At 38.3% G+C, this 26,424-nt stretch carries 18 protein-coding genes and 1 riboswitch; of the genes, 13 read left to right on the top strand and 5 right to left on the bottom strand.

Annotated elements, in window-relative coordinates; all coding sequences use genetic code 11:
* Positions 1-74 precede the first annotated feature (74 nt).
* Both AC1DU2_RS09460 and AC1DU2_RS09455 read right to left on the bottom strand, forming a co-directional pair.
* On the bottom strand, positions 75-1,541 hold the full coding sequence (locus tag AC1DU2_RS09460) for an oligosaccharide flippase family protein (RefSeq protein ID WP_477383891.1): 1,467 nt from the start codon (positions 1,539-1,541) through the stop codon (positions 75-77).
* A 57-nt stretch (positions 1,542-1,598) separates the two neighbouring features.
* Positions 1,599-2,597, bottom strand: a complete 999-nt coding sequence (locus AC1DU2_RS09455; protein ID WP_477383890.1) for a glycosyltransferase family 4 protein — start codon at positions 2,595-2,597, stop codon at positions 1,599-1,601.
* A 167-nt stretch (positions 2,598-2,764) separates the two neighbouring features.
* Here AC1DU2_RS09455 and AC1DU2_RS09450 point away from each other — a divergent pair, with 167 nt between their 5' ends.
* The 3 genes from AC1DU2_RS09450 (at position 2,765) to AC1DU2_RS09440 (ending at position 7,684) form a co-directional block, all read left to right on the top strand.
* Positions 2,765-4,318 carry a glycosyl hydrolase family 28-related protein gene (locus AC1DU2_RS09450; RefSeq protein ID WP_477383889.1) on the top strand — a complete coding sequence of 518 codons (1,554 nt, stop codon included), beginning with the start codon at positions 2,765-2,767 and terminating at the stop codon, positions 4,316-4,318.
* A 237-nt stretch (positions 4,319-4,555) separates the two neighbouring features.
* Positions 4,556-6,112 (top strand): glycosyl hydrolase family 28-related protein, encoded by a 1,557-nt coding sequence (locus tag AC1DU2_RS09445; protein WP_477383887.1) that lies wholly within the window; start codon positions 4,556-4,558, stop codon positions 6,110-6,112.
* Positions 6,113-6,328: 216 nt separating this feature from the next.
* The gene (locus tag AC1DU2_RS09440) at positions 6,329-7,684 is read left to right on the top strand and encodes an O-antigen ligase family protein (RefSeq protein ID WP_477383885.1); all 1,356 of its coding nucleotides are present in this window, start codon (positions 6,329-6,331) and stop codon (positions 7,682-7,684) included.
* Positions 7,685-8,099: 415 nt separating this feature from the next.
* On the opposite strand, the gene AC1DU2_RS09435 is transcribed toward AC1DU2_RS09440, so the two are convergent.
* Positions 8,100-8,936, bottom strand: a complete 837-nt coding sequence (locus tag AC1DU2_RS09435; protein ID WP_477383884.1) for a WecB/TagA/CpsF family glycosyltransferase — start codon at positions 8,934-8,936, stop codon at positions 8,100-8,102.
* 480 nt (positions 8,937-9,416) lie between these two features.
* Between AC1DU2_RS09435 and AC1DU2_RS09430 the strand changes: the two genes are divergently transcribed.
* The 8 genes from AC1DU2_RS09430 (at position 9,417) to AC1DU2_RS09395 (ending at position 21,126) form a co-directional block, all read left to right on the top strand.
* Positions 9,417-12,806, top strand: coding sequence for a non-ribosomal peptide synthetase (locus tag AC1DU2_RS09430; protein WP_477383883.1), 3,390 nt, complete (start codon positions 9,417-9,419; stop codon positions 12,804-12,806).
* A gap of 224 nt (positions 12,807-13,030) precedes the next feature.
* Positions 13,031-13,435, top strand: coding sequence for a hypothetical protein (locus AC1DU2_RS09425; protein WP_477356698.1), 405 nt, complete (start codon positions 13,031-13,033; stop codon positions 13,433-13,435).
* Between the two features lie 81 nt (positions 13,436-13,516).
* On the top strand, positions 13,517-14,785 hold the full coding sequence (locus AC1DU2_RS09420; protein WP_477383881.1) for a glycosyl hydrolase family 28-related protein: 1,269 nt from the start codon (positions 13,517-13,519) through the stop codon (positions 14,783-14,785).
* Between the two features lie 29 nt (positions 14,786-14,814).
* The gene (locus AC1DU2_RS09415; RefSeq protein ID WP_477383880.1) at positions 14,815-15,612 is read left to right on the top strand and encodes a polysaccharide biosynthesis/export family protein; all 798 of its coding nucleotides are present in this window, start codon (positions 14,815-14,817) and stop codon (positions 15,610-15,612) included.
* A 6-nt stretch (positions 15,613-15,618) separates the two neighbouring features.
* Positions 15,619-17,946 carry a GumC family protein gene (locus AC1DU2_RS09410; protein WP_477383878.1) on the top strand — a complete coding sequence of 776 codons (2,328 nt, stop codon included), beginning with the start codon at positions 15,619-15,621 and terminating at the stop codon, positions 17,944-17,946.
* Positions 17,947-18,012: 66 nt separating this feature from the next.
* Positions 18,013-19,155, top strand: coding sequence for a glycosyltransferase family 4 protein (locus AC1DU2_RS09405; RefSeq protein WP_477383876.1), 1,143 nt, complete (start codon positions 18,013-18,015; stop codon positions 19,153-19,155).
* A 9-nt stretch (positions 19,156-19,164) separates the two neighbouring features.
* A complete protein-coding gene (locus tag AC1DU2_RS09400; RefSeq protein WP_477383874.1) occupies positions 19,165-19,602 on the top strand; it encodes a GNAT family N-acetyltransferase in 438 nt (145 codons plus the stop codon).
* A 129-nt stretch (positions 19,603-19,731) separates the two neighbouring features.
* Positions 19,732-21,126 (top strand): undecaprenyl-phosphate glucose phosphotransferase, encoded by a 1,395-nt coding sequence (locus tag AC1DU2_RS09395; RefSeq protein WP_477383873.1) that lies wholly within the window; start codon positions 19,732-19,734, stop codon positions 21,124-21,126.
* Positions 21,127-21,465: 339 nt separating this feature from the next.
* Here AC1DU2_RS09395 and AC1DU2_RS09390 read toward each other — a convergent pair whose 3' ends face one another.
* Positions 21,466-22,080 (bottom strand): YdeI/OmpD-associated family protein, encoded by a 615-nt coding sequence (locus AC1DU2_RS09390; RefSeq protein WP_477383871.1) that lies wholly within the window; start codon positions 22,078-22,080, stop codon positions 21,466-21,468.
* 84 nt (positions 22,081-22,164) lie between these two features.
* Positions 22,165-23,064, bottom strand: a complete 900-nt coding sequence (locus AC1DU2_RS09385; protein ID WP_477383869.1) for a helix-turn-helix domain-containing protein — start codon at positions 23,062-23,064, stop codon at positions 22,165-22,167.
* An 802-nt stretch (positions 23,065-23,866) separates the two neighbouring features.
* Here AC1DU2_RS09385 and AC1DU2_RS09380 point away from each other — a divergent pair.
* Together AC1DU2_RS09380 and AC1DU2_RS09375 are read left to right on the top strand one after the other, a co-directional pair.
* Positions 23,867-24,313, top strand: a complete 447-nt coding sequence (locus AC1DU2_RS09380) for a protein-disulfide reductase DsbD domain-containing protein (protein WP_477383867.1) — start codon at positions 23,867-23,869, stop codon at positions 24,311-24,313.
* A gap of 440 nt (positions 24,314-24,753) precedes the next feature.
* A riboswitch (SAM riboswitch) is annotated at positions 24,754-24,867 on the top strand.
* Positions 24,868-25,084: 217 nt separating this feature from the next.
* Positions 25,085-26,404 (top strand): peroxiredoxin family protein, encoded by a 1,320-nt coding sequence (locus tag AC1DU2_RS09375; RefSeq protein ID WP_477356719.1) that lies wholly within the window; start codon positions 25,085-25,087, stop codon positions 26,402-26,404.
* Positions 26,405-26,424: the final 20 nt, after the last annotated feature.

Raw genomic sequence — 26,424 nt, 5'->3', positions numbered from 1 at the left:
ATTGTTTCGTTTAATATAGTGGCCGCCCTGAAAGCTTTGTTAAATACCAACAACTTAAACTAAACACGGTTTGCTTAAGCAATGGCGTTGGGTTTCACCACCAAAGCTTGTAGTTTTTTACCCGCAAAAATTATAATCAGCGTAATTACCCAGGCAAACGCAAAAAGCAGGTAAGGGTTCACTAATTTGCTTAATAGCATATAACCTCCTATAAATACAGTTGTCATGATATAAAATCCAAAAACCGATTTCAAAGACACCATTTTGCGCCCGAGCAGCAAAATATCCTGCGAAATGTGAAATACCAGGAACGAGGCAAATATGGAGTAATTTACTACGCTTAATGATTTGATATACAACACGCCTAAAAGGCACATAGACAGGTTTACTACCAATGCTATGATATTAAACAGCATATCTTGCTTTTCCATTTTCATGGCAATTAAAACGTTGGCCTGTAGCAACGCCGTTGGAAAAACCAGTATGGTTAAAAACATTTGTTTGGTGTATTCGGCATTGCTCAAGTAAGTGTTGCCAAAAGCAATGGGAATCAGTTTATCTGAAAAGGAATATATAAACGTAAAAGCCAGCCATCCGAACAATAAATAGTATACATGCATCTTTTTATAAAAAGCAAAAAAATCGGCTTTGTCGGGTTTTGAATAATGTTTTACAAGCAAAGGAAAAACCGAAGTTGATATAACTACAGGCAGTATCTGCGCTATTGAAAATATTTTAAACGATATTTCGTAATTGGCAACATCAAACGCCGTTAATACTTTTGATATGATGATGTTTGACATTCGCCAGTTGATGATAGATACTCCGCCGATGATGACAAACGCCCAGTTCATAATAACCAGGGCCTTCATATCATGGTACGTAACCCTACAGCGCCAAAGTGTTTTAACCGTAACCAGATTTGATGAACCAATAGTGAGGAAAAGGTTGAGGGTTAAAAACCGGATACCTATTAAAATAACAGATAATGTGATGATAGAAAACGGGTAAACAAATAAAAGACACCCGGCAACAAACTTTAAAACCGATTCGATAGTGAGGATGATAAAGGTTTTCTTTTGTTCAAAATTAGCAACGTTTAAGGATTTAATACCATTTATAAGGTTATCAAAAATAACGTTAACGCCCATCAATATAATTAGCACTCGTGTAAATTGATCGCCATAAATCAAAAACGCAAGTCCTACATTGATGACATAAAAGCCGATGCCGAAATATATCTGCATTTTGATAAACTTGCTTATCAGCGTTTCTTTATCATCAGTGTGTATGAATTCCCTGATAAACCATTGGCTTAAGCCCATGGTTGAAAACGCTGTGACTAATTGATAAATGGCGTTGGCCACAATATATTTTGCAAAAATGCCTGTCGGGTATTTTCGCGCAAGGATTACAAAAAACAGGCTAAGGAACAACGTTTGCGACATCTGGGATATAATACCCCAGCTGCTGTTTTTAAAAAGAGAACTTTGAAATAATCCTGAAATTTTATTGGTAATTGTATTATAAGCAATCTTCATTTTATCCCCGTAACTGTTTTTTTAATGTGTAAAATACGTTTGGCCATGAAGTTACAGTTATAAAGAATCAATAAGCTTTATATAGTTGTCAATCATTACGTTGTAGGTAAACATGGCTTCATAATGCTTGCGGCTATTCTGGCTCATTAGTTGGTAATCTTCAACTGATAAATTTACTATACCGTTAATATTATCTGCCAGCCTATTCCAATCATCTGTTAGTTCGATGCCATTAAAATCGGGGACCCCAATTTCTAAATTACCTCCTACATCGTTCACCAATAGCGGCTTGCCATGCATAATCCCTTCAATGAGCGATATAGGCAGACCTTCCTGCGTTGAAAAAAGCATCAAAAAATCAACCTGCTTTACCAGCTCGTCCACGTGCTCAACAAAGCCTAAGGCTTTAAAGTTTGTTGTTTTGTTACATTTTTCAACCAGTTCATCGTAGTCCGGCCCTTTACCGGCAAAAACAATTTCAATATCCGGGTGAAGCTTGCCTTTTAAATGATTGACGATTAATAATTGACGCTTCACATCAATAACCCGGGCCGAATATAGAATGCTGATGGTTTGTTGTTTTTTAAATGTAACAACCGGATTAGCTTCTCCCTGGTCCTTTATTCCGTTATATATTAAAGTGATTTTCCTGTTTTTAAGGTTAAAGTAGGTAAGCAAATTGTGGGTTACTTTTTTTGAAATTGACACGATATCACAAGGGAAAAATGAAAAGTGTTTGTGCGTACTGTATACATTATGCGCTATATAAACTATCCTTGTATTTAAAAAAAACAGCCGTTTAATAACCATGATCAAAGCCATGATATTGCGGGCATGCACCAGCAGTATTTTATTATTGAGGTAAAAAGGGTTGGCAAATTTTACATATTCGGCTTGCTTGATACCGTATTTTGGATGCAGTTTTTCGAATTCAGTAAATCCCAGTATTTTGCAATTATACTTATGCTTAATGCCGTTGTGTAAATCCAACAGTACTTTTTGCGCTCCGCCATATTCGTTAAGATCGGAGGTGGTTGATAATATTTCAAGAGCCATATTTAGTTTAATAGTTAAAAAATGGCGTCGTTTTAGGTAATTCCATGCAATGTTTTATTTTTTTTTACGTTGATACAAACTAAAAATTAAAATGTTTTCTATTTTTATTATTTTTGTTCTGGTTATTTAATGTTTTTACCTTTTTAGATAATTTAATACCCCTAATTATGAAGAAACTTTTAGTTTTAGTAGCATCTTTATGTTTAGTCGCGTGCAAAAAGGAAAATACTCCTTTAAATTTGTCTCAATCTGAATCATTTAGCAATTCCTTAACAATTAATTCATCCATTTCCGCTGCATCTTCAGTATCCGTAAACGTTAAAGATCACGGAGCCAAGGGCGATGGTGCGACTGATGACACAGAAGCAATTAAAAGCGCGCTTTTGTTTGCAAAAGCCAATGGAATTTCAAATATTTATTTCCCCAACGGCACCTACATGGTAGGCCAGACCGGTAACGGGGGTGGAATAATCCAACTGGTTGACGGCGTTGGCATGACTGGCGAGGGGCCTGCAACCTGCCATATTAAATTAACCGGAGGCCGAAAAAATCCAAACCCTTTATTTTATCAATATTATGTCGGCACGCCGTCTATCAGCAACGTGGTGATACAAGGTATAGATTTTAACGGCAACCTGGCCAGCCAAACTTTTGATGCCAGTTACCAGTTTTGTACGGCCTTGAGTATTAATAACGGCAAAAATATTGAAGTGAAAAACTGCAAATTTCAAAGCTTTCGCGGCGATGGCCTACTTTTTGGCGATGTTTTTGAGCCCAGTTTAAACGCAAGGATAGTGACCGGTGTAAAAGTGCATGACTGCGAATTTTATAACATATACCGCGAAGCAACCATGTTTTGCTGCGTAAACGGAGCATCGTTTTACAATAACAATGTTCATGGCGATGGTTACCTGGTTGGCGGGGTAGATATTGAGCGGCATAGCGTTAATGAAGCAGTATTGAACGTGTCTGTTTACAACAACAACTTCAACTTTGGCGACGGCTACGGCCCCGTTGAACGCGGCGGCCCCAAAGTAAGATATCGAAGAGCTGTAACAATGGGATTTTTTTACGATGGCTATAAAAACGGAATAGCGGATTCATTAAGCGGGCATCATAAAATTTACAACAACAAAATTTACCAGGGCCAAATTGATTGCTGGAACATTATCAATGTGAGTTTATCTGGTAATACCTTCAGCAATACTTACGAAAACATTACAGGCGTTAGTTATTTAACAGCCCCTGCTATCAACGTGTCTGACAACGCAGGAGCAACAGGTTTAATTAATATAAGCGCCGATAATAATATCATCCACTCGGAAATTGGTAACGGAATTACTTTTAAAAACTACACTAAAGTTACCGCAAATGGCAATACTATAACAGATACCCCCCTGGACGGCATAAGCATATTGGGCACCAGTGGCACTTTTTATGGCAACAACATAACAGATGTAGGTACATTGGCGGCGCCGGCTTCGGGCATCCTGATAAATGGTAATGCATCAGGTTTATACGTTGCAGCAAATACTGCAGGCAACACTACAACCGGTACCAACCGTACAACCGATTATGTGATAAAAATAGGAAGCGCGAATAATGGCGTTGTAGCTCCTAAAATAATTAGCAATAAAGGGAAGAATACTTTAAAAGGCATCGTTTCTGAATATTACTACCAGTTAAACTACGTTCAGGCTTCAAACAACACCGCCTTATAATTACAAAAGCAAGTTAAAAAAGGGAGAGTTAGTTTAAAACTCTCCTTTTTTTTGTCGTAATCAGCAGGCTGGGCAACATTTTACCCAATTGCCCGTAAACAGGCCGCTGCCAATAATCATTCCTGTTTTTTCAACAAAAATAAAAAATTTACGTAACAGATAATTTTATTAATTGTTTGTAACTATTTTGTCACAAAAGCCGTTAAACCGGGTGTGTTATTTGAAAAATACCCCCTCATGAAAAAAACTATTTTAATTCTGGCACTATTTTTTTTCGCTGCATGTAAAAAGGATAGTGTTATTTTAACCCCACAACCGGAAACTCCTTCTACAATTCAAACAGTTACTACATCATTAGCTGCTGTAACCACCCCGGCCGGCGCCTACAATGTTAAGGATCAAGGGGCAAAAGGCGATGGCGTTACCGATGATACTAAGGCAATCAGAAATGCTTTGATATATGCCAAGGCCCATGGTATGGCTAACATTTATTTGCCGGATGGCAGTTATATGATAAGCGAAACAGGCAACGGCGGCGGAATTATTAAATTGGTTGATGGTGTTGGTATGATAGGTAATGGGCCGGCAACCTGCCATATCAAACTAACGGGCGGCCGCTACAACCCCAATTCTATTTTTTACCAGGACTATGCCGGCACACCATCAATAACTAATATTACCATACAGGGTATAGATTTTAACGGCAACCTGGCGCTTCAAAAATTTGACGCTGCTTACCAATTTTGTCATGCACTAAGCATAAACAATGGAAAGAACATTGAAGTAAGGAACTGTAAATTTCAAAGTTTCAGAGGCGACGGACTCCTTTTTGGGGATTGTTTCGAAACCAAATTAAACCTCCATTTAGTATCAAATGTAAACGTGCACGATTCGGAATTTTTTAATATCTACCGTGAAGGCACCATGTTTTGTGCTGTAAACGGAGCATCCTTTTACAATAATAATGTACATGGCGATGGCTACCTGGTTGGTGGTGTTGATATTGAAAGGCACAGTGTAAATGAAACTGTGTTAAATGTATCTGTTTATAACAACATCTTTAACTTTGCCGACGGGTATGGCCCGGTTGAACGTGGAGGGTTAAAGGTGCGTTATCGCCGCGCGGTGACTATGGGGTTCTTTTATTCCGGCTATGCAAAAGGTGTTGCCGATTCATTAAGCGGCCATCATAAAATTTACAACAACAAAATTTATCAGGGACAAATTGATTGCTGGGGAATGCTTAACATAAGTATATCTGGCAATTGCTTTACCAACACATATGAAAACATTACCGGAACGCAATTTTTAACAGCTCCTGCTATAAACATCGCCGATCCATCAAATACAAAAGGACTTATAAAGGTTTCTGTTGATAATAACGTTATTAAATCGGCAATGGGAAATGGTATAATGTTTAATAATTATACACAGGCGCAGGCCAATACCAATGTAATTACTGGTACCCCTGCCGATGCTATAGCTATTTTGAATACCAGCGGATATTTTTACGGCAATAACATTACTGATGCAGGCTCAGTACTTAAACCGGCGGCAGGTATCCTGGTTAGCGGCAATTCATCAGGGTTAGAAATCACCACCAACCAGGCGGCTAACACAACGACAGGCAAATTACGTACAATGGATTATGTGGTAAAAATTGTAAGTGCTAACAACGGCAAAGTTGTTCCTAAAGTAACTAACAACAAGGGTCATAATATGCTTACCGGTATCGTATCCGTATACTGGCTCCAGGCAACGCTTGCGCAATTGCTTAATAACATTGCCAATTAACTGCTAACTGTAACGCTTAAAAAAGGGGATGCAAGCCAGCTTGTATCCCCTTTTTTATAGATAGTACTTTATTGCCCCTAAAGAATTTGAAAAACAAAAAACCTTTTTGCCAAATAAAGATTATAGTGGAGACGAATGGTTTAAATTAATGACGTATTCGTCAATGCTGATAGGTAAATATTGCTATCACAACAAAACCATAGCAGTTATTTATTTATGCTTTTAAAAATCCTGATTTTTTTTGCCATCATAGCGGTCTACCTGGCTTGGTATATAACATTACTTCTCCAAAAAAAAGACACGTCGCACCTGTTTTTTAGCTTTATAGTTACCTGCATACCTTTCCAGATGTCGTTTCCGCTATATACCCCCCCGTATGTATCTACAGATGGCATTGGATCGTTCACCGGGAAAATATTTTTGATGTTGCCGTTAATCGCATCGGTTGTGTTGCTGGTAATTCAAAAAAACAAAAATGTATTTTATATATACAAAAACGAACGGTGGGTGCTATGGATTGCGCTACTTATCGCTATTTCGTTTGTTAACCCGTTTAATATGGCCAGGTGGGGCACCATTGCTTTTGGTATTGTCATGTTTTCATACATATTTTATTTTAGGTTAATTTATAACAGCCTAAACCCGGTACAAATCATGAACGGGATTTTTGCAAGTTTTTTGTTTTTATGTATTCTTAATTTTTGCCTGGCAATTTTATACCCGCTACTGGGGGTAAGTTTTGTAACTACAATTTTTCAGGCCGGGGGCGATATGTGGGCCACCAGGAACGGTACCCGTGCGGGTGCTATTGGTATTTTTGTAACCCCTGCTAACCTTGGGCTGTTCTCGGTTATTGCCTCTGGCTTTTTCTTTTCGGGATATTTAAACGGGTTTAAAAAGAAGCTGAGTTTATTGGCGCTTGTTATGGTTAGCATAACTATTATACTTACCTATTCCAGAACTTCCTACATAACCCTGGTTGTTATCCTGTTTACGCTTTATTATATCTTTAAAAATGCCGATAAACCTTTAATATCGCTAAAAAGCTTTTTTTTAGGTATACTGCCTGTTGCAATATCGCTATATTGGTTAGTATTTCTGTCGCCTTTTAGCGCAACATTTCTTAAAACAGATGCCGACGATATGTACCAGGCCCGGCTTGATCATTGGACTATGGGGTTGGATATCTTTCACCGGTCGCCACTTATTGGTGTTGGTATTAACAGCCATCTTGAATTTGTGAACCGGTCGCCCGAAATGAGCAAGGTAATTCATAACGAATTTTTGACATCAAACCCCATTCATAACACACATCTTATTATTCTTTGCGAAACAGGTATTATCGGATTTGCCTTATGGTTAATTTTCATTGTTACAACCTTTGCAAAAGCAAAAGCCAATATGGCTAACAATGTAAATACCATATTCTCGCTAACGGAAATTGCCTTACTGATGACTTATATTATTTATGGTTTTACAGATTGGGCTCCGGTATCGCATTCCACATTTCCAATTTTCCTGCTTTTTACCTTTTTCTTCGGTAAATACAGCTTAGCGGCAACCAAGTCTTAGTAAAACATCTCGGTTAAAGTAATTCCTTTCGGTCATATCCYGAATTGATACTGCAATTTTTAAAGGAAAATATAAACTCAAATTTAACATAAACCTTATTGGCTGTTGCACCGTATAAAATGGTATCAGATGCCATATAAAGTATGAATAATAAAAAGTTTGGGATATTACTTCGCGTGATCAACTTCCTTAGCATTATCACGTTGGAGAAATATTGGAAGAACGGAATCAAATTCGTTTTCAAAAAAAAAAAGAATAGTCGCATAGCTACAGAACAAATGGTTGCACAGGAGGCCGTTATTCCTCAACTGGAAATGGTATCGTCAATAACAGCTCCATGATGCTATTAAACGAATAAAGGCCTCGTTTCCAAGGCCTTTTATTTTTGCGTTGTATCCGCTAAACAAGCTACTTTTTACGAGTTCGCGCATATTCTGTCATCCAATTGAATGTCGTTATTTCTGCTAACAACTTTAATTTTTTTGCGCGCCGCGTAAAATCTAAAATGTTTATTTATCGTTGTATCCCCTTCTTTTTTTTCGGGACGATTAAATATTTTGCGCAGAATTAGATAACAAAATTGAGGGTATGTTTTTACTGACCGCCCCAAAAAGCCCTGCTCTTTATACATTCGGTAAAAAAAACGGAGGTTTAATTTATCGATAAATTGCGGATAAAAGTTAATCTCGCGTTTTGTTTGATGCAAAAAGCCACCGCAGGTATAAATAGCCCCTGTGTAACCTGCCACCCTTAATTCCAAAGCCATGCTTTCTTGCAGAATAGTTCCCATGCCTATAAATATCATATCGGGGTTGGTGGCTAACACAGATGCAACCGTTTCCTTCCGTTGTAAATCTGACGCGAAATAACCATCATGAAAACCTGAAATTTCCAGGCCTGGGAAATTGCTTTTGAATACACTTACTGTATCTTTAATACTGTCGGCGTCTGTTCCAAGAAAAAAAACCCCCAAATTATTTTTTATTGCTATGTCAAATACATATGGCACTACTGACGTCATATCACACGAAAAACGTTTTATTTTAAAAGTAGCAGCTTTTAATAAATTTAATACAAATACCAGTAAAATTCCATCTGGTGCTATCCAATCAAAGCCCTCAAATAGCACAGCATTTTTAAATGCCAGTGTATATGAATGAGGATTCAAAAAAGTTATCAATTTCTTTTTTCTTGGATCAAAGTCTTCTATTGTTTGAGGTATTTTAGAGGTAAAAATATTATAGATATCCATGTTTTCAGGGGCGTTGTTGGGTGTCACTTTGTTTGTAAATTATGCTGAATGTATTTAACATCTAAATCCCCTTATTCAAACGCGAAGCCAAGTTTAGGTGTAATAAATCGTTAGGTAGTGTATTTTTTTACCAATAGTTAATAAAAGCCCTGAATTTTAATGGTTTAGGGTATTAAAGAATGCCATACGAAATACTTGTACAACGTATCGGAGTATTAAAGTTTTCTTATTACATAAATTTGTTTTCGTTAATTATTTATTCTTGTTGTAAAAAGAAATTTTACTGTCTCTTTTTCTTAAAATGAATACAGTATTGTTATAAATAAAGTACATTTTACGATAAAAGCACATCAAATTGAATAAACCGGACATCTCAAAAAACTTTTTATGGTTTTTTACTATTTACCATTTGAAAGAGCTGACAAATAACTTGATCAGTTTTTGGTAACAGGCCCAGCAAAACATCTATCTATCTATAATATGTCCCTAACATCTACCGCTCAAACTGAACCACTAAAATTAAACTTACTTGAAAATGCCAGTTCCGTCGCAGAATCAGACAACATTGTAACTCCGGATATTGGGGGCTATATCGCAGCAGATTATCGTGTGTTTGATTTACCTGCCGATAATATTATTAACGAGAATCTTCAACAGTTTAGTAAAAGTCACGGTTTAAGTCCTGTTTCAGTTTTTATAGCAGCGTTTAATATAGTTCTTCAACGATATACCGGGCAGGCCGCTTTGTTATTGGGGCAGGCCTTCGTGAAAAAAAATAACCAAAATGATGAAATCGAATTAGGGCACATTTGGAGCGAGTTTGATAGCGATATGACTTTTATTGAAGTGGTAACGCAAACGGGTAATAGTATTTTGAATGAAGCGGCATTAAAAAAAGTGGACCGAAGCCAAATACAGAACATAACGAAATCTGTCAATACGGGTCTTTTTCAGATATTTTTTATTACAGACACAAACGCCGATAAAGCCCTCGGTTACTTAACAAATAATCAAAATATTATCACACAATTGCTGCCTACCATTGATGACCTATATTTCGGGTTACATTTTAAAGAGACCAGTGCTAAGCTCGATGTATCTGTTTTTTTTAACACAAAGAGGTTTAATATTGGCTTTTTTGAACTATTTAATGACAGATTGCTTAATCTGTTAACTGAAGCCACGAAAAACCCTGGCTTAAAACTAGGTGCTTATAATATACTTGGCCAGGGCGAATTACATTCATTATTAAACGATTTTAATAATACCGTTGTAGCTTATTCAAGCGAAAAGACCCTGTTTAACCATTTTGAAGAACAAGTTGCTAAGCAACCCCAAAAAATAGCGGTAGTTAGGGGCGAAAAAAAAATAACTTACGATGATTTGAACAGGCAAGCCAATAAACTTGCACATTTACTTATAAACGCAGGCATAACTCCGGGCGATAATATTGGCTTGCTGGTTGGCCGCGATTTTGACATGATTACGGGTATGCTGGGTATACTTAAAGCCGGGGGTGCATATGTACCCATTGATCCTGATTACCCATTGGACAGACAGGAGTATATTTTCAACCAGTCGTCTATCAAAGTTGTTGTTGCTGATCAGAACTACCCATTAAAGTCGTTAATTAAGGCAGAGGGTTTTATACTAATTAACAGTGCGCAATCTGATAATTTAGATGATACTAATCCCGACTTAAAAATTGACAGCAACCAACTGGCCTACACTATTTATACATCCGGCTCAACAGGTAAACCTAAAGGGGTGATGATTGAGCACCATTCGGTAGTAAACCTGGTATCATGGGTAAACAAAAAATTCAACGTCGATACAAACGATAGTCTGCTGTTTATTACATCAATGTGTTTTGACCTGTCGGTGTATGATATTTTTGGCATGCTGGCAGCCGGCGGGACATTAGTAATAGCCCAAAAGGACGAAATCCAAAACGTGCAAACGCTGTCAGATATGTTGCAGAAGCATTCTATTACGTTTTGGGACTCTGTACCAACCACCATGGATTACCTGGTACGCACCCTTGAAAAAGAAACGCCGTTTTATAAGTACGCTGGGTTAAAAACAGTTTTTATGAGTGGCGATTGGATACCGGTAAATCTTCCGGATAAGATTAAGTCATTCTTTCCCGAAGCCACAGTGGTAAGTTTAGGTGGCGCTACAGAAGCTACGGTATGGTCTAACTTTTACATCATTGATAGCGTTAACCCATTGTGGAATAGTATTCCGTACGGCAAACCAATAGATAATAATTTTTTCTACATCCTGAATGATCATTTACAGCCTGTGCCTGTAGGCACCGTAGGCGACTTATTTATTGGTGGCGTAGGGGTGGCCCGCGGTTATGCCAACGACCTTGAAAAAACGCAATACTCGTTTATTGCAGATCCTTTTCATCCTGATAGCGGCGGTATGATGTACCGGACCGGCGATTTGGGCCGCATGATGCCTGATTATAATATGGAGTTTATTGGCAGAAAAGACAACCAGGTAAAAATACAGGGATTTAGGGTTGAGTTGGGCGAAATTGAAAGTACGCTTAATAACAGCGGGTTGATAAGCAATGCGGTTGTACTGGCCAAAGCCGATAGGCACGGAACCAGGCAGTTGGTTGCTTATGTAGTTGATAATCAAAACAATGAAACCGCAGACGAGACGTTAAAGGCTTATTTAAAAAAAACACTTCCGGATTATATGGTGCCGGCTATTTGGGTGAAACTCGACAGATTACCTTTAACCCCCAATGGCAAAATTGATAGAAATGCGCTTTCTATTGATGACGGTTTTACACCACTTAATACAGATATTATAGGCCCCGAAACAGAAACCGAAAGGATGTTGCTTAACATCTGGAAAGATTATTTTAAAAAAGAGAATATTGGCGTTACGAGCAGCTTTTTTGAAATTGGGGGGCATTCTTTGATGGCCGTTCAAATTTTGTCAAAACTTAAAAAAACAACAGGCAAAAACTTTCAGCTATCTATCCTTTACAAATATCCAACAGTAAGGTCACTGGCTCAATTTATTGACCGGGAAACCAGCGACTACAATTTTAAATCATTAGTTGCAATTAAACCGTCGGGATCAAAATCGCCCTTGTACATTATTCATGGCGATGGGTTGAATGTGCTTAATTTTAGTCATCTTGCCAAACACGTTCATCGCGAGCAACCTGTTTATGGCTTGCAGGCGCTGGGGCTTAATGGGGTAGATGAACCGATAGATAACCTGCCGGTAATTGCCTACCATTATATGCAGGAAATTCTGCAACATAACCCACAGGGCCCTTACCTGCTTGCAGGCTATTCGTCGGGTGGATATGTGGCCATGGAAATAAGGAAACAGCTAATTGCTTTGGGCAGGGAAGTTAAAATGCTTATCATTTTTGATACTGACGCCGAAAAAACGGAGTATAAAGATTGGTACTCTTTGTTACCCAAAAAAGCCAAAAGGCATTTTCCGCGTATGGTACAGGCTTTAAAGTTTTCTATAAATCAAATGTTTAGGAGCAAAGTCCTGCAAGAACCCGTACCCGTCGAACAAAAAAAAGATACCAGGGAGTTTTATAAACTGGTTCAGAAAATCAAAAGCAAACATATCACAGCTTTCAGGAATTACCACCTGGAGCCGTTTGATGGCAAACTGTATTTATACCGCGCAAAGATTAGCGTGCACTATGTTGAATACGGAAAATATTTGGGCTGGGACAAGTACGCCGAAAAAGGTGTCGAACTTTTTGAAATCCCCGGCGATCATTTCTCTATGCTTCAGCCGCCCCATGTAGCAATGCTTGGCGATATTTTGCAAAATAATATCGACGATGTGACAGCAGGTACAGCAACCGCAAAGTGACCGATAAATTAGCCTAAAAAAAACTATTTGTAGCAATAAACATGCATTTTGTTTATTGCTACTCCGTTTTTATTCGTTATAGTTGTGCGGCTTAACCCGTTTACCCATGGTGGCCCCATGGCATAAATATTGCACATGCAGTTTTAATAACGATAGCTAATAATCCACCCGAGGTTATTTTATTAGTTATCGTTATTAATTCAAACTTACTGACATTTACATTTATGAAAAAAATTTCACTTATTATCCTTGCTTTAACAATAACATTAGGAGCATGCAAAAAGGGTGGCCTATCAGAAAACGCGCCCGCCAATAACGACCCTAACTATGATGCGCATAACAGCATATTCAGGGTAAAGGCAAGCTCAACAGCTGAATTTAAAGTTACCATAACCGAATACGGCAATGATGGAGTTACACCTTATAATACCGAAAATGCAGATCAAACCACCGCGTTTGATTATGGTTTTACCCCGGTAGTAGGTCATAAAATAACTGTGGCCATTCAAAGTGCAAATGGGTTAATAACTTCCAGCGTTATGTACAAGGGTATTTATCTTGACCCTGTTACTATTAAAACATCAGGTGGTGGCTCAACCGGAAGTTTTAGTTATACTGTGCCTAACTAATTTGTAGCCCTAATTGCCCGCTATTGTTAAGTGTCTTATGGATAAGGCCGGGTGTAAATAAAGCCAGGCCCCCATTATTTTATGATTAATAACAGTTTATTTAAGCTCATTTTACTATTCCCGTTTTTTATTTTAAAGGTGGGAAACTGTTACGCTACAGAAAAAAAGCTGCTTGTTAAACACGCTACAATAGCTGATATTTTAAATGTAAAAGACGCCGGTGCGGCGGGTGATGGGATTCATGATGATACCAAAGCAATTTGCGAGGCCATGCGGCAGGCCAGGTCAAATGGAATATCCTCGGTTTATTTTCCTGCCGGAAAATACTTAATAAAGGAGCATGGCGATAAACCGGGAATTATCAAATTATTAAACGGCATAAGTTTAATTGGTGCAGGGGTGGCAAATTGCCATATCATTTTATCAGGTGGCCGCACCAATCCCAATTCTATATTTTACCAGGCCTGGTGGGAAGAGCCGTCGATAAATAATATTGTTATAGACGGGATTGATTTTGATGGCAACCTCGCTAAACAAAAATATGACCCCGAATACCAGTTTTGCCACGCGTTAAGTATAAACAATGGAAAAAACATCGAAGTAAAAAACTGCAAATTTCAAAGTTTCAGGGGCGATGGTTTACTTTTTGGAGATACGTTTGAACAAACGCTTAACGCCCGGATAGTTACAAACGTGGCAGTTCATAACTGTATTTTTTTTAATATTTATCGCGAAGGCACCATGTTTTGTTGCGTAAACGGAGCTTCGTTTTACGATAACCTGGTGCATGGTAACGGTTACCTGGTTGGCGGTGTTGATATAGAAAGGCATAGCGCCAACGAAAGTGTAGTTAATGTATCGGTATACAACAACCTGTTTAATTTCAGGGATGGCTTTGGCCCAGTTGAACGGGGGGAGGTAATAAAATACCGGCGCGCTGTAACCATAGGCTATTTTTATGATGGATATAAGAATGGCACCGTTGATTCGCTAAGTGGTAATCATAAAGTTTATGGTAACAAAATTTACCAGGGACAAATTGATTGCTTTGGCCATATAAACGTTAACATTACCGCGAATATAATAATTAACACTTTTGAAAACCTTAAGGGGGTACTTCATGTTAGTACACCGGCCATTAACGTTTCGGATGCCCGTACAACCGTAGGCTTGGCAAATGTTAAGGTTGACAGTAATTACATAAAATCAACCATACCAGGCAACGGTATTGTTTTTTACAAGTACCAGGGTATTTCGTCCAGGCACAACATTTTGCGGGGAAAGAACTTAGGTGGCGTGATGCTTATCAACTCCAAAGGGGATGTTGATTTAAATATCAGTAAAAACTAACAATCAAACACTATTACGTATCAAAACAATTGAAAAAGAAAATATCAATGAGCATTTTTAAAGTAAAAAGATTCTTTATCGCCCTCTCGCTTATCACATACGCCCTGTCATCATGCCAATCCTATAAAAATGTACCTTATTACAAGGATCTGGATAAAAAAGATATTGTGACAGAAAAGATTACCAATAACTCCGATTATCTTATCCATACCGGCGATATTCTGGGTATTAACATAACGAGCCGAAACCCCGAATCGGCGGCTGTTTTTAATTATAACCTGGCCCGTGTAAATGGCAATGCTTATAACACATCGCCCGATAATCCGGTTATAGGTTATATGGTTGATGGCAATGGAAATATTCACCTGCCTTTGGTCGGCGAAATAAAAGCTTCCGGCTTAACCACCACGCAGCTAACCGAAAGCCTGGGTAAAGCCCTGCTTACTTATTTAAAAGATCCTGTGGTAAACATCCGGATAGTGAATTTTAAAGTATATGTATATGGCGATGTGGCCCGCCCCAATGCTTACAATGTTATTGACGAACACCCTACCGTAATTCAGGCCCTTACCTTGGCCGGAGATTTAAATATTACTGGTATGCGTAAAAAGGTTTTATTGATACGAAACGAAGACGGAGAACGTAAATACATACAGCTTGACCTTACTTCAAAAAACATCTACAATTCGCCCTATTTCTACCTCAAAAACAACGACGAAATATATGTAACCCCCGGACGCTCGAAGCTTGTTGCCAACGGCCTGCCTGTTTTGGGGATAATTATATCGGCTTTATCTGTTGTAGCTATAGTGTTAACGCGTAATTAAATTTTTATGAGTAACAACCCCGCACAGTTTTTAACTTTTGCTACCGAAAAAGAAAAAAACTCATCAGTTAGTTTAAGGTCGCTTTTTGCTAAATACATTTTTAACTGGCCCATTATTTTAGCAACTACTATATTGATGCTTGTTATGGCGTTTGTATACCTGCAAATTGCCGATCCTGTTTACCAGGTAAAGGCAACCTTGCTGGTAAACATCCCGAAAGATGCAGATAAACCCGACGCCAACCAATCTGTTTTAGATAAGATCGACCTTCCCAAGACGGCTGATGTTGTAGAAAATGAACTGGCCAAATTAAAATCGGCCAAGTTGATTAACCAGGTCATTAATGATCTTCAGCTAAATGTAAGTTACCAGCAAAAAAACGGCCTGTTATATAATGATCTTTATGCTTCGATGCCCTTTAAGCTGGTTTTTATCAAGCCCAATGCAGATGCCGACGACAAAATCAAGACGCTGATCCAGGTAAAGGACGATAAAACCTTCCTGATGAAAACGGATGAGGATTACAAACAATACGCTTTTAATGACGTTATGCACACCGCAATTGGCACCTGGAAACTGGTGCCAGCCACTAATATCGCTTCATTTAAAGATAAAATTATCAGGATATCATTACTTGATGCTGATAAGCTAACAGACTACTATCAAAAAAACATTGATGCCAGCCTTGAAGATAAACTGGCTACTGCGGTCGATCTTACTTTCAGCACCACCGATAGGCAAAAAGGCAAGGATATCATTAACCACCTGATACAGGTTTACAACCAGGATGAAATAGCCGATAAAAACAAGGAAACTCAAAATACAATTAGTTTTATTGATCAGCGCCTGGCTTCATTAACCGGCGAGTTAAATGGCGTTGAAAAAAATATTGCTAATTTTAAAAGCTCCAACAGGCTCACAGATATTACTTCAGATGCAAAATTCGAATTGGAGAAACTACAAACTAATGATAGCCGCCTTAGCGAGATTAACGTTCAGTTAAGCGTTATTGACGGAATAGAGCGGTTTGTAAATTCGCCCCATACGGCAGATAAAACTCCGGCGGTAATAGGTATAAACGATCCATCGCTCATAAGCTCAGTTGAAAAGCTTTCGCAGTTGCAGCTGCAGCACGACCAATTACTGGCCACCACGCCAGAGACTAATCCCGATTTTGAAGAGATCAATTCGCAAATTAGAACCACCAAAGCGGCAATTAAGGAAAATGTAAAAAACATTAAGGCTTCATTGCTTAATGCCCAAAGCAAACTCCAGTCGCAAAGCTCAAGTTCCGAATCTTCGATATCAAACCTCCCTACACAGGAACGCCAGTTTATCAGCATTAAGCGGCAGCAATCTATCAAAGAAAATCTGTACGTATACCTGCTGCAAAAACGCGAAGAAGTTTCTTTAAGCTATGCTACTACTTTATCAAATTATAAAGTACTTGATACTGCTCATGCTTTACCATCAAAATGGCCAAATAAAAAAATAATATACCTTGTTGCCTTGATTTTGGGCATTGTTTTGCCGGCAATAGCTATTTACATCATGCATTTACTAAGGGGCGTAGTGTTAGATCCTAAGGATGTTGAAAACGCAATCGAGGTACCTGTTTTATCCGAGGTGGCTTTAGACAGAAAAACACCAGGTATAACGCCAAAAAGTGGCTTGGTAACGGAGCAATTCCGCAGCCTGAGGACCAAATTGTATGACCTTTATAGTGCCGATAACCATTCGCATGTAACCCTGATCACATCAAGCGTTTCAAACGAAGGCAAAAGCTTTATCACCGGTAACCTGGGGCTTTCGTTGGCCAATACCGGCAAAAAAACGATAATATTAGAATTGGATTTACGGAGATCAGCAATTAAAGACCTTTTTAAATTATCGAAAAAGCATGAGGGGATTTCTGATTATCTCAACGGAAAAACTACGCTAAAAAAAATTATTCAACCATCGGGTATTAACCCGGCGCTTGATATTATCAGTAGTGGCTCATTTATTTCAAACCCAACCGAATTACTGGAAAACGGCAAATTGGGTGAATTGATTGCAGAGTTAAAAAACATTTACAGCGACATTATTATCGATAGCCCCCCGGTGCACCTGGTTGCTGATGCCCACATTATAGCGCGCATAAGTGATGTTACATTGTATATAGTTAGGCAAGGAATTACCCGGAAAAGTGAACTGAAATTCATCCGGGCATTGGTTAAAGAAAATAAGCTGCCTAACATACAAATTGTTTTTAACGGCGTAGACGTGAAAAAATTTGGCTATGGCTACGAGTATGATAACTCTTATTACAAGGCAATCCCTGCAGCGGGATAACGTAACCTGAATATTAGCAAAACAGGAGATGTGCTTAACTATCATCTCGTGTACCATCGGTTTTAAATGAAAAAATTATTTGTCTGTTCAGAATTTTACGCCGGATTATTACCATTTGCCGCCACCATTGTAAATACAATGCGCGACGAAGATACCTTTGGTGTATTTGTATGTACACCTAAATGCGATTACCGGAAAGCACTTAAACCTAACGGCGAGAATTATACCTTTTTAGATTTCCCGGAAAACAAGTTCAGAGGGCTGCTCCACAACATATTTCCCGGGCAGCTGCTGAAAACTATTGATAAGGTTTGCCTGGAAAATAAAATTGAAGTAATTCACTTATTAACCGAGGATTCGTCGCTGGCGCTTCATCTAAAGCAATTAAAAAAGCGGGCTAAAGTTTACTACACTGTTCACGACCTGTTTTTTCACGAGAAGGTTTACAAAAATGTGATAAGCTGGCTTTTACGTACTTTACTGGTAAAAATGAGGGTGACTTATCTCATAAAACAAACAGACAACCTGGTAACCTGTAGTAAATACCAGTACAACTGGATGCAGGCAAACTTTTTAAAAAAGCATATTTACTATCACGGTTTCCCTACGCTGGTTACAGAAACTATTAAAGCAGGCGATGTAACCCCTCCGGAATTGAAGGGCATCAATAATTACATTTTGTTTTTTGGGCAGGTTGAGCAATATAAAGGGGTTGATATTTTATATAATGCTTTTATAAACGATAATAAAGCTACTTCAAACCGGCATTTGGTAATAGCAGGCAAAGGACATATTTATTTTGAACGGAATTTGCAAAAGGAATCAAATGTAGTTTTCATTAACCGTTATATAGATGACGAAGAAATAAAGAGCTTGTTTACCAATGCTTTTTGTGTAGCTTTTCCATACATATCCGGCACGCAATCGGGTATATTATCCATCCCTTATTACTTCAGGGTGCCATCGCTTGTTTCTGATATCCCATTTTTTAAGGAATTGATAATAGATGATGTAACCAGCCTTAGTTTCAACAATGATGAGCCACGCTCAATTATGCAAAGAATAAACAATCTTGACGCCTCTGCAATCGAACCGTTAAAAGCTAACGCGTTTGCCTTTTACCAGCAAATTTATGACCCGGCAGCTTTAAAACAGCAGCTCATCACTGCTTATGCAGGCAGCCCAAAATTCCAGGAGGAATTAATTTAACCTGCTTTTATGGAAATAATATCAATAACAGAAAATCATGTTGATGATTGTGTGAAAGTTTTTGTGGATGCCTATAATTCTCCGCCCTGGAACTGCAATTGGACTGCTGAAAAAGCAGGCGCATACCTTTCAGAGCTTATAAACAATACTAATTTTATAGGATTTATAGTATATGAGAATGATAATGCCGTTGCTGCAATTTTAGGACACAAAAAAACATGGTGGACTAACGACCAGTTGATGGTTGATGAGCTTTTTGTAAGCAAAAGTGCTCAAAAAAAAGGATACGGAAAAAAGCTAATGTCCTATTGCGAGGAATATGCTAAGGAAAACCAAATTGAACTATTGGCATTAATGACCAATAAATACCTGCCCGCATTTGATTTTTACGAAAACCTGGATTTTATCGCTGCCGACCAATATGTTTTTATGTTTAAGCAGTTGTAAATTGTAATTTTCACAACCAAAGGTTTTATTTTTTTTAACCAGGTAATAAAAAAATATTTTTTATCGCAATTCCTTTAATTTAAAGAAGTGTAGCATTGTATTTGTTAGGCCATAACAAAATACTGACCTATGGAACATAGCAATACTAATTTGAGCAGATCTTTAAACCTTATTGCCGATTATTTTCTTTTAAACCTCTCATTAATTATCGTTTACAGCGTACAACACCAAAATTATTTTAATTGGGTAAGCGATAAAAGTTATGTGCATGTAATTCTGATATTCAATTTGGTTTGGCTACTGGCGGCCAATATCACCAATTTATATCAGCTGCCAAATCCTGGTCACGTTTACAAAAAAACGGTAAAAGCTTATATTGTATACCTTGTCCTGGTATCATATATTATTATGTACCTCAATACTATCGAGTCCTATAATACCAATAGCAGATACATTTTAGTGTCTATGAGTTTATTTGGCGTTTTATTGGCCGGTTGGAAATTGTTTTTCTTCAAAGGCCTTGTGCATCAATCCGTTTTTAACAATGTTTCAAAAACAGCTGTTATTGTTGGTGACGGACGGGCAGCATTTGAGCTCCAAAAACGGTTTAGGAATGACCCGTCATTGGGCTACCAGGTTTTAGGGATCTTTAACGACAACCCGTTACGTAGTAATTTCGACCATGCATATATTGGCGAAACCGTTGATTGTATCAATTTTTGCAAGCAAAACAACGTAAGTGAAATTTTTTGTGCACTACCCTTTTCGCAAAAAAACACGATACAGAAACTGATCAAAGAGTCCGACAAAAATATGATCAGGTTTAAACTTATTCCCGAGCATTACGAATATTTTCAGGGGGCCTTGCTATCGCAAAGCTTAAATAAAATCGACGCGTACGCCATACGTGTTGAACCACTTGAAAACACCATGAACAGGATTGTGAAGCGGCTATTCGATATTGCATTCTCACTATTTGTTATAGTTTTTGTTTTGAGCTGGCTGTATCCTATTATTTATTTGCTTATTAAGTTAGAGTCAGCCGGGCCGGCAATATTTGTACAACCAAGGTCGGGTCGTAACAACGTTACTTTTAACTGTTACAAATTTAGAAGCATGCGGGTTAATAAAGATTCAAATTTGCTGCAGGCAACAAAGGGCGATGCGAGAGTTACTAAAATTGGTGCCTTTTTACGCAAATCAAGTCTTGATGAAATGCCGCAATTTTTTAACGTGTTAATGGGGCATATGTCGGTAGTTGGGCCAAGACCTCATATGTTAAACCATACCGAACAATACGCAAAATTAATTGATCATTTTATGGTGAGGCATTTTATAAAGCCAGGTATAACGGGCTGGGCACAGGTGCGCGGGTTTCGCGGAGAGACAAAGCTGGTAGAGGATATGGAGGCGCGTGTAGAAGCCGATGTTTGGTATATCGAAAACTGGAGCTTAGACCTTGATATGAAAATTATATTTTCAACTTTCTTTAAAACCGTAATTGGTGACAAATATGCCTATTAATTTGGCGATGACCATTTAGGTAAACTAACCTTCGTTATTATTGCGATTACTCGTATGATTTCCGGTAAACGGATAAATCAGAGAGTTCTATCTCATCTTTTTGATGAAAACTATGTATGAAATGGTTCCCTGATTAAATTACAAAATCCTGCAAATTATTGATATTCAGGCTTTTGATATGGATTCCAGCGGGGTGAATGGGAATCTGTTAGAACATCTCGCGGCGATTCTGGCAATAATCAAAAAGGTCACAGAAAATAAAAACAAGCAATGGTCCGATTGGTTGTTGTTTTTATTTCCCAATAGTTTTAGGCAAGGTGGTACAGTATTTTGGGATGTCTATTTTTGGTGTTTCCAAAACCTGCCTTTTCCTTCGGCTATCCATTCTAAAGCTTCATCTATTCTTTTTTGTCGTGTTTCGTCGGTTTTGGCATCGGTAATCCAAACTATATATTCCTTGCGGAATGAGTTGGATTTGCTTTCAAAAACTTCTTTTGCTTTTGGGTTAGCCACTAATGCGGCCAACAAATAATCGGGCGTTTGCAGTACTTTGGGTTTGTCGGCTTCTGGTTTCTCTCTTTTTATCCTGATACCTTTTTCGTTTAACTGTACGGCTTCTTTAAGCATGGCTATAAATTCGTTGTCCGGCGGTAGGTCCTCTATTTTACTGACCTTCCCCAAGAATCGTTGGATCGGCTTCAAGTCCTTGTTTGCCTTCAAACGCGGGTCAGTCATCAATTCGGCCTTCAAAAACGTAAAAGAGCAATGGTTTTTATAGGATGCTACTACACACATGTTATCGCTGTTGTACTCAAAATGGGGCAGGCTCCATTTTATCGCCTCTACTACATTAGGGCAATTTTCATGAATAAGGCGGCGCCAATGCTCAAGAATGGGTTTTGCAAAATCTTCCGAGTTAGTTATATAAGCATCCACCGCAGGGTTATAGTTCATAACGTTATTTAATTTATGGTAGCAAAAAAACTTAAACTTACACAGAAGATTTGGTCGAAAACTTGGACAAACAGGTCAATTTAATCACTTGCGTTGTTTCCGGAACTCCGAAGGAGACAAGCCTACCTGCTTTTTGAAAAATTTGCCAAAATTAGCAGGGTCTGAAAAGTTGAGTTGATAGGCAATCTCGGCAATCTCAAAATCGGTGTATTGAATGAGCGATCTGGCTTCGGTGGCCAGGCGTTCGGCAATAAAAGTAAGTGCATTTTTGCCCGAAACATGTTTGACAGATTGGGAAAGATGATTGGCAGTAACCGAAAGCATATCTGCGTATTCCTGCACGGAGTGTTTATTGATATAATGGTTATCAATTAACTGAATAAATTTACGCAACAGGATTTGTTGCGTTGTAGCCAGACGAATGTCTTTTTTCTTTTCCAGCGCAAAGTCTTCCAGGTAGTAGAGTAAGCCGAGCAACTTTACCCTTGCTTCCATATGTTGTGTTTTAGCCGATTTTTCATAAGCGGTAAATACAGATTCAAAATGTGGTGCCAATCGTTTAAATGTGGAGTGGTCAAACTTAAACAGGTTAGTATGTAACACGTCAAATAGGGGGAATTGCTGTTGAAAGTTTGGTTTGAAGAATGAGAAGCATTCCGGCTTAAAATAAATCACATAACCCTCCAAGGCATTGTTATGAGCAAAGCTATACACCAGATTGGGCGAATGAAAGACGAGATACGACTCAGGATCATGAATGGTCTGATCGCCATAGTTAACTTCGATCTTACCGGAATTGAATAGCAGGGCGAAAAAATAAAATGAACGTTTAAAAGGTTGCCGGTATATTTGTCGGTCCAGATCGAGTGGCTTTAACCTCAAACAGTAGAAGTCTGGATCAGTTGTTCGTCCTGGCCATGGAATAGAGGCTAAAAAGTCATTGATTTCTGTGTAATAAGGAAGCGTGATTTTTATTTTCGCCATAAAATGAACCACAAGAGGGTTGATCCTAAAATAGAAAAAGAAACTGTCTTCAGCTACAGATCACGAAAAGATTCACCGCCTGGAACCGTTAATACTGGTATATTATATAGTTTTCACCCTTGTTCACGGCAACATCTCGTCAAAAACGTACAAAGAGATTTAGAACATGTCGATAGCTTCTGTCCATGTTATGAAATACGAAAACCCGACTAATGCCAGGTTTGTTGGGTTTGCGGAGAGGGATCAAACAACCGTCGATTGTTTTCTTCTCCATATCAGAAGAATTATATTTTGAAAATCTTTACGGGTCACCCAATAGGGCACCTCCAAATTCAACCAAATAACGCGAATGGCTTATAATGTAAAATTTACTGTTTTTTGAATTATATTGCAAGGAGAAGGCTTCGGTATATACATTAAATTGCGGTGGGATGCAATGTCTTACGGTTTTGGTATTTCATACTCACCCCAATACCCTATAGTTTTTTGAACAAATTACAATGCAAATGTCGTTGTAATAAATCTCTATTGAAAACAATTAATTCTATAATATCTATGGATTTAATAGAATTAATTATATATTTACAACGCCTTAGCTTTTAATGCTCATTCGACCCAAAAAGGGGAGTGCATTTAATATTCTTAAGGCAAGCTATAGTCAGGTAAACTTAATCATAATGAATACGCTTTATAACCAGTTTTTTCATAAGAGCAACTTAAATTGTAACGCTATCTTAACGAGTTGTTGATTCATCAGTCGCAATTTTATATATAGGATACACTCTACAAAACAATTTACTTTATGAGAAAAATTATACTGGTAGCCATAACTATTACATTAAGCAGCACAGTCTTCGGACAAATACTTACCCCTGTAAAATGGTCATATGCTGCAAAAAAGGTAGATAATGACCTGGCTATCGTTTTCATTAAAGCAACCATCGATAAGGGCTGGCATATTTATTCGCAGCATTTGGCAGATGGGGCGCCGATAAAAACTACCCTTAAGTTTGCCGCTAATGAAAGTTACACCTTATTGGGAAGCACAGAAGAACCGAAGGCACTAAACAAGTACGAAAAGTCATTTAGTATGAATGTTCAGTACTTTGAAAAGTCTGTTATATTTCAGCAAAAAGTAAAGCTTAAATCCGGGCAGGCATCCGTTAGTGGTACCGTGAACTTTATGGTATGCAGCGATAAGCAATGTTTACCGCCAGACGATGTAGAATTTAGTGTACCTGTAAAATAAAAATATAATATAAGCCAAATCATATACAAAGCAGCACGATAGCCACCAGTCGGTCTGTTAAAATGGTAATCGTTTTTAAACGCGTTATCATTATTAATAAAACTAATACCATGAAACCAAAGTTTACTTTATTTACAAAAGCCCGAAAACAGCATGGTGGCACCCCTGGCTGTTGTTACCATAATTGCTAACGCTTTACATTCCAGGTTTAAAAAATATTGAGCAAGATATACATCCTGGCTGTACTAAGTGCGTTGCTTTGCTATGGTGGTAATTCAGGCGTGTGCTGTACAGTCCAGGATGTTTATCGTTTTACAAGAAAAAATTAAAAAAGACATACAAAACTTAAAAATATTCTACTAAATCTATAGATTTTATTGTATTTATCATATTTGTTGTTATCTTTACACCATTCTAATTAACCCCACCATTAATTAGTTGATTTATAAAGAATAAGGGAGAGGAAGTCTCGATGATCTTATAGCAACTTTTCAGCAGTCTGAAATAAGTGCTAAACTTTTTCCGATAGCAATTATGCCGCCGGAATATAAATTAACTAACAGTCATGAACACACTTAATAGCCATTACCCACAGCTACAACCCGCGGCCATCAAACGATGTTGTTGCCTGGTTCAGTACGTTTTCTGGTTTTAACAGCCGGATACCCTAAAAATTTATAGTGTTTTTTCAAAGGCTGTAAAGCCCAATGGATAACCTATGCCCAAATTTCCGGCATCGCATCAATTAACAACAATTAAAACTTATACAAAATGAAAACTACAAACTACTTAACCAAAACAAGGCTGCTATCTGCCGCTTTATTGCTCAGCGGGGTAAGCGTGTTATCGGCCCATGCAACCCCAAAGCCTAAATTTATAAAAGAAGGAAAATGGCGCGGCGAATTTACCGTAAGCGAATCAAAGGTGCCTTTTAATTTCGAGCTGAAGGGAAAGGATGCCGAGCATGCTGTTTTCACACTCATCAACGGCTCCCGCAGAGATAATTTTCATGTGAAATCAATTGGTACGGATTCTGTATATATCAAAATGAATACCTATGATGCCGCGCTGGTAGCCAAAATTCAGGATGATGGCTCGTTAACCGGCGAATACCGTAGCCTGGTACCGGGTTTCAGGGGCAACTCATTACCATTTACTGCAGAATATGGTAAAACCTACCGCTTTGTAGAACCCGGCAAAGATGTAGCCCCTAAAGCCGACCTGACCGGTAAATGGGAAATCAAAACATACAGTAAAGAGGCCGTTCCTGCATCTATAGCCTTATTGAAACAAAAAGGGAACAAGCTTACCGGTGTGGTAATGACCGTTGTTGGTGACACCCGCGAACTGGAAGGTACCGTACAAGGCGATGAGTTTGCGCTAAGCGGCTTTACCGGCCCAAGTCCGTTCATTATAAAAGGTAAGATCAATGCCGATGGCTCCATCAGCGGCGAAGAAGGTTTTGGCATCTATAAAAACCTGAAATTTGATGCCGCCAAAAAAACAGAGGTTGAATTACCTGATCCTTACAAACTCACATTTTTAAAAGAAGGCTATAAAAAACTTGATTTCTCATTCCCCGGTATCGATGGCAAACAGGTTTCCTTGAGTGATAACAAATACAAAGGTAAAGTAGTAATTGTAGAGATTATAGGTACCTGGTGCCCTAACTGTACTGATCAAACCGTGTTTCTATCCCCATGGTTCAATAAAAACCATCAGCGCGGTGTAGAAGCCATTGCATTAGGTTTTGAACAGAAGGACAGCCTGGAATATGCCAAATATACCTTGGGCAAGCTGAAAGAAAAATACGAAATCAATTATGATATCGCTTTTGGAGGGCTGGCCGATAAAAAACTGGTATCGCAAAAGTTGCCTGCTTTGAATAAATTCATTGCCTTCCCAACTACCATCATCATTGATAGAAAAGGCGATGTAAGGGAGATATATACCGGTTATACGGGCACCGTGACAGGTAAGTACCACGAGGATTACGAGAAGAAATTTAATAAATTATTAGATGAGCTTATTGCCGAACCGGCCCCGGAAACAGCCGCTATTGCAAATCCATCAACCCACCCAGGAAATTAACATTAACTGATCTTATATAA

The organism is Mucilaginibacter sp. P4_C11, from assembly GCF_056402115.1.
The sequence above is the reverse complement of the archived record's forward strand: the minus strand, read 5'-3'. Positions and strand labels throughout refer to the sequence as shown.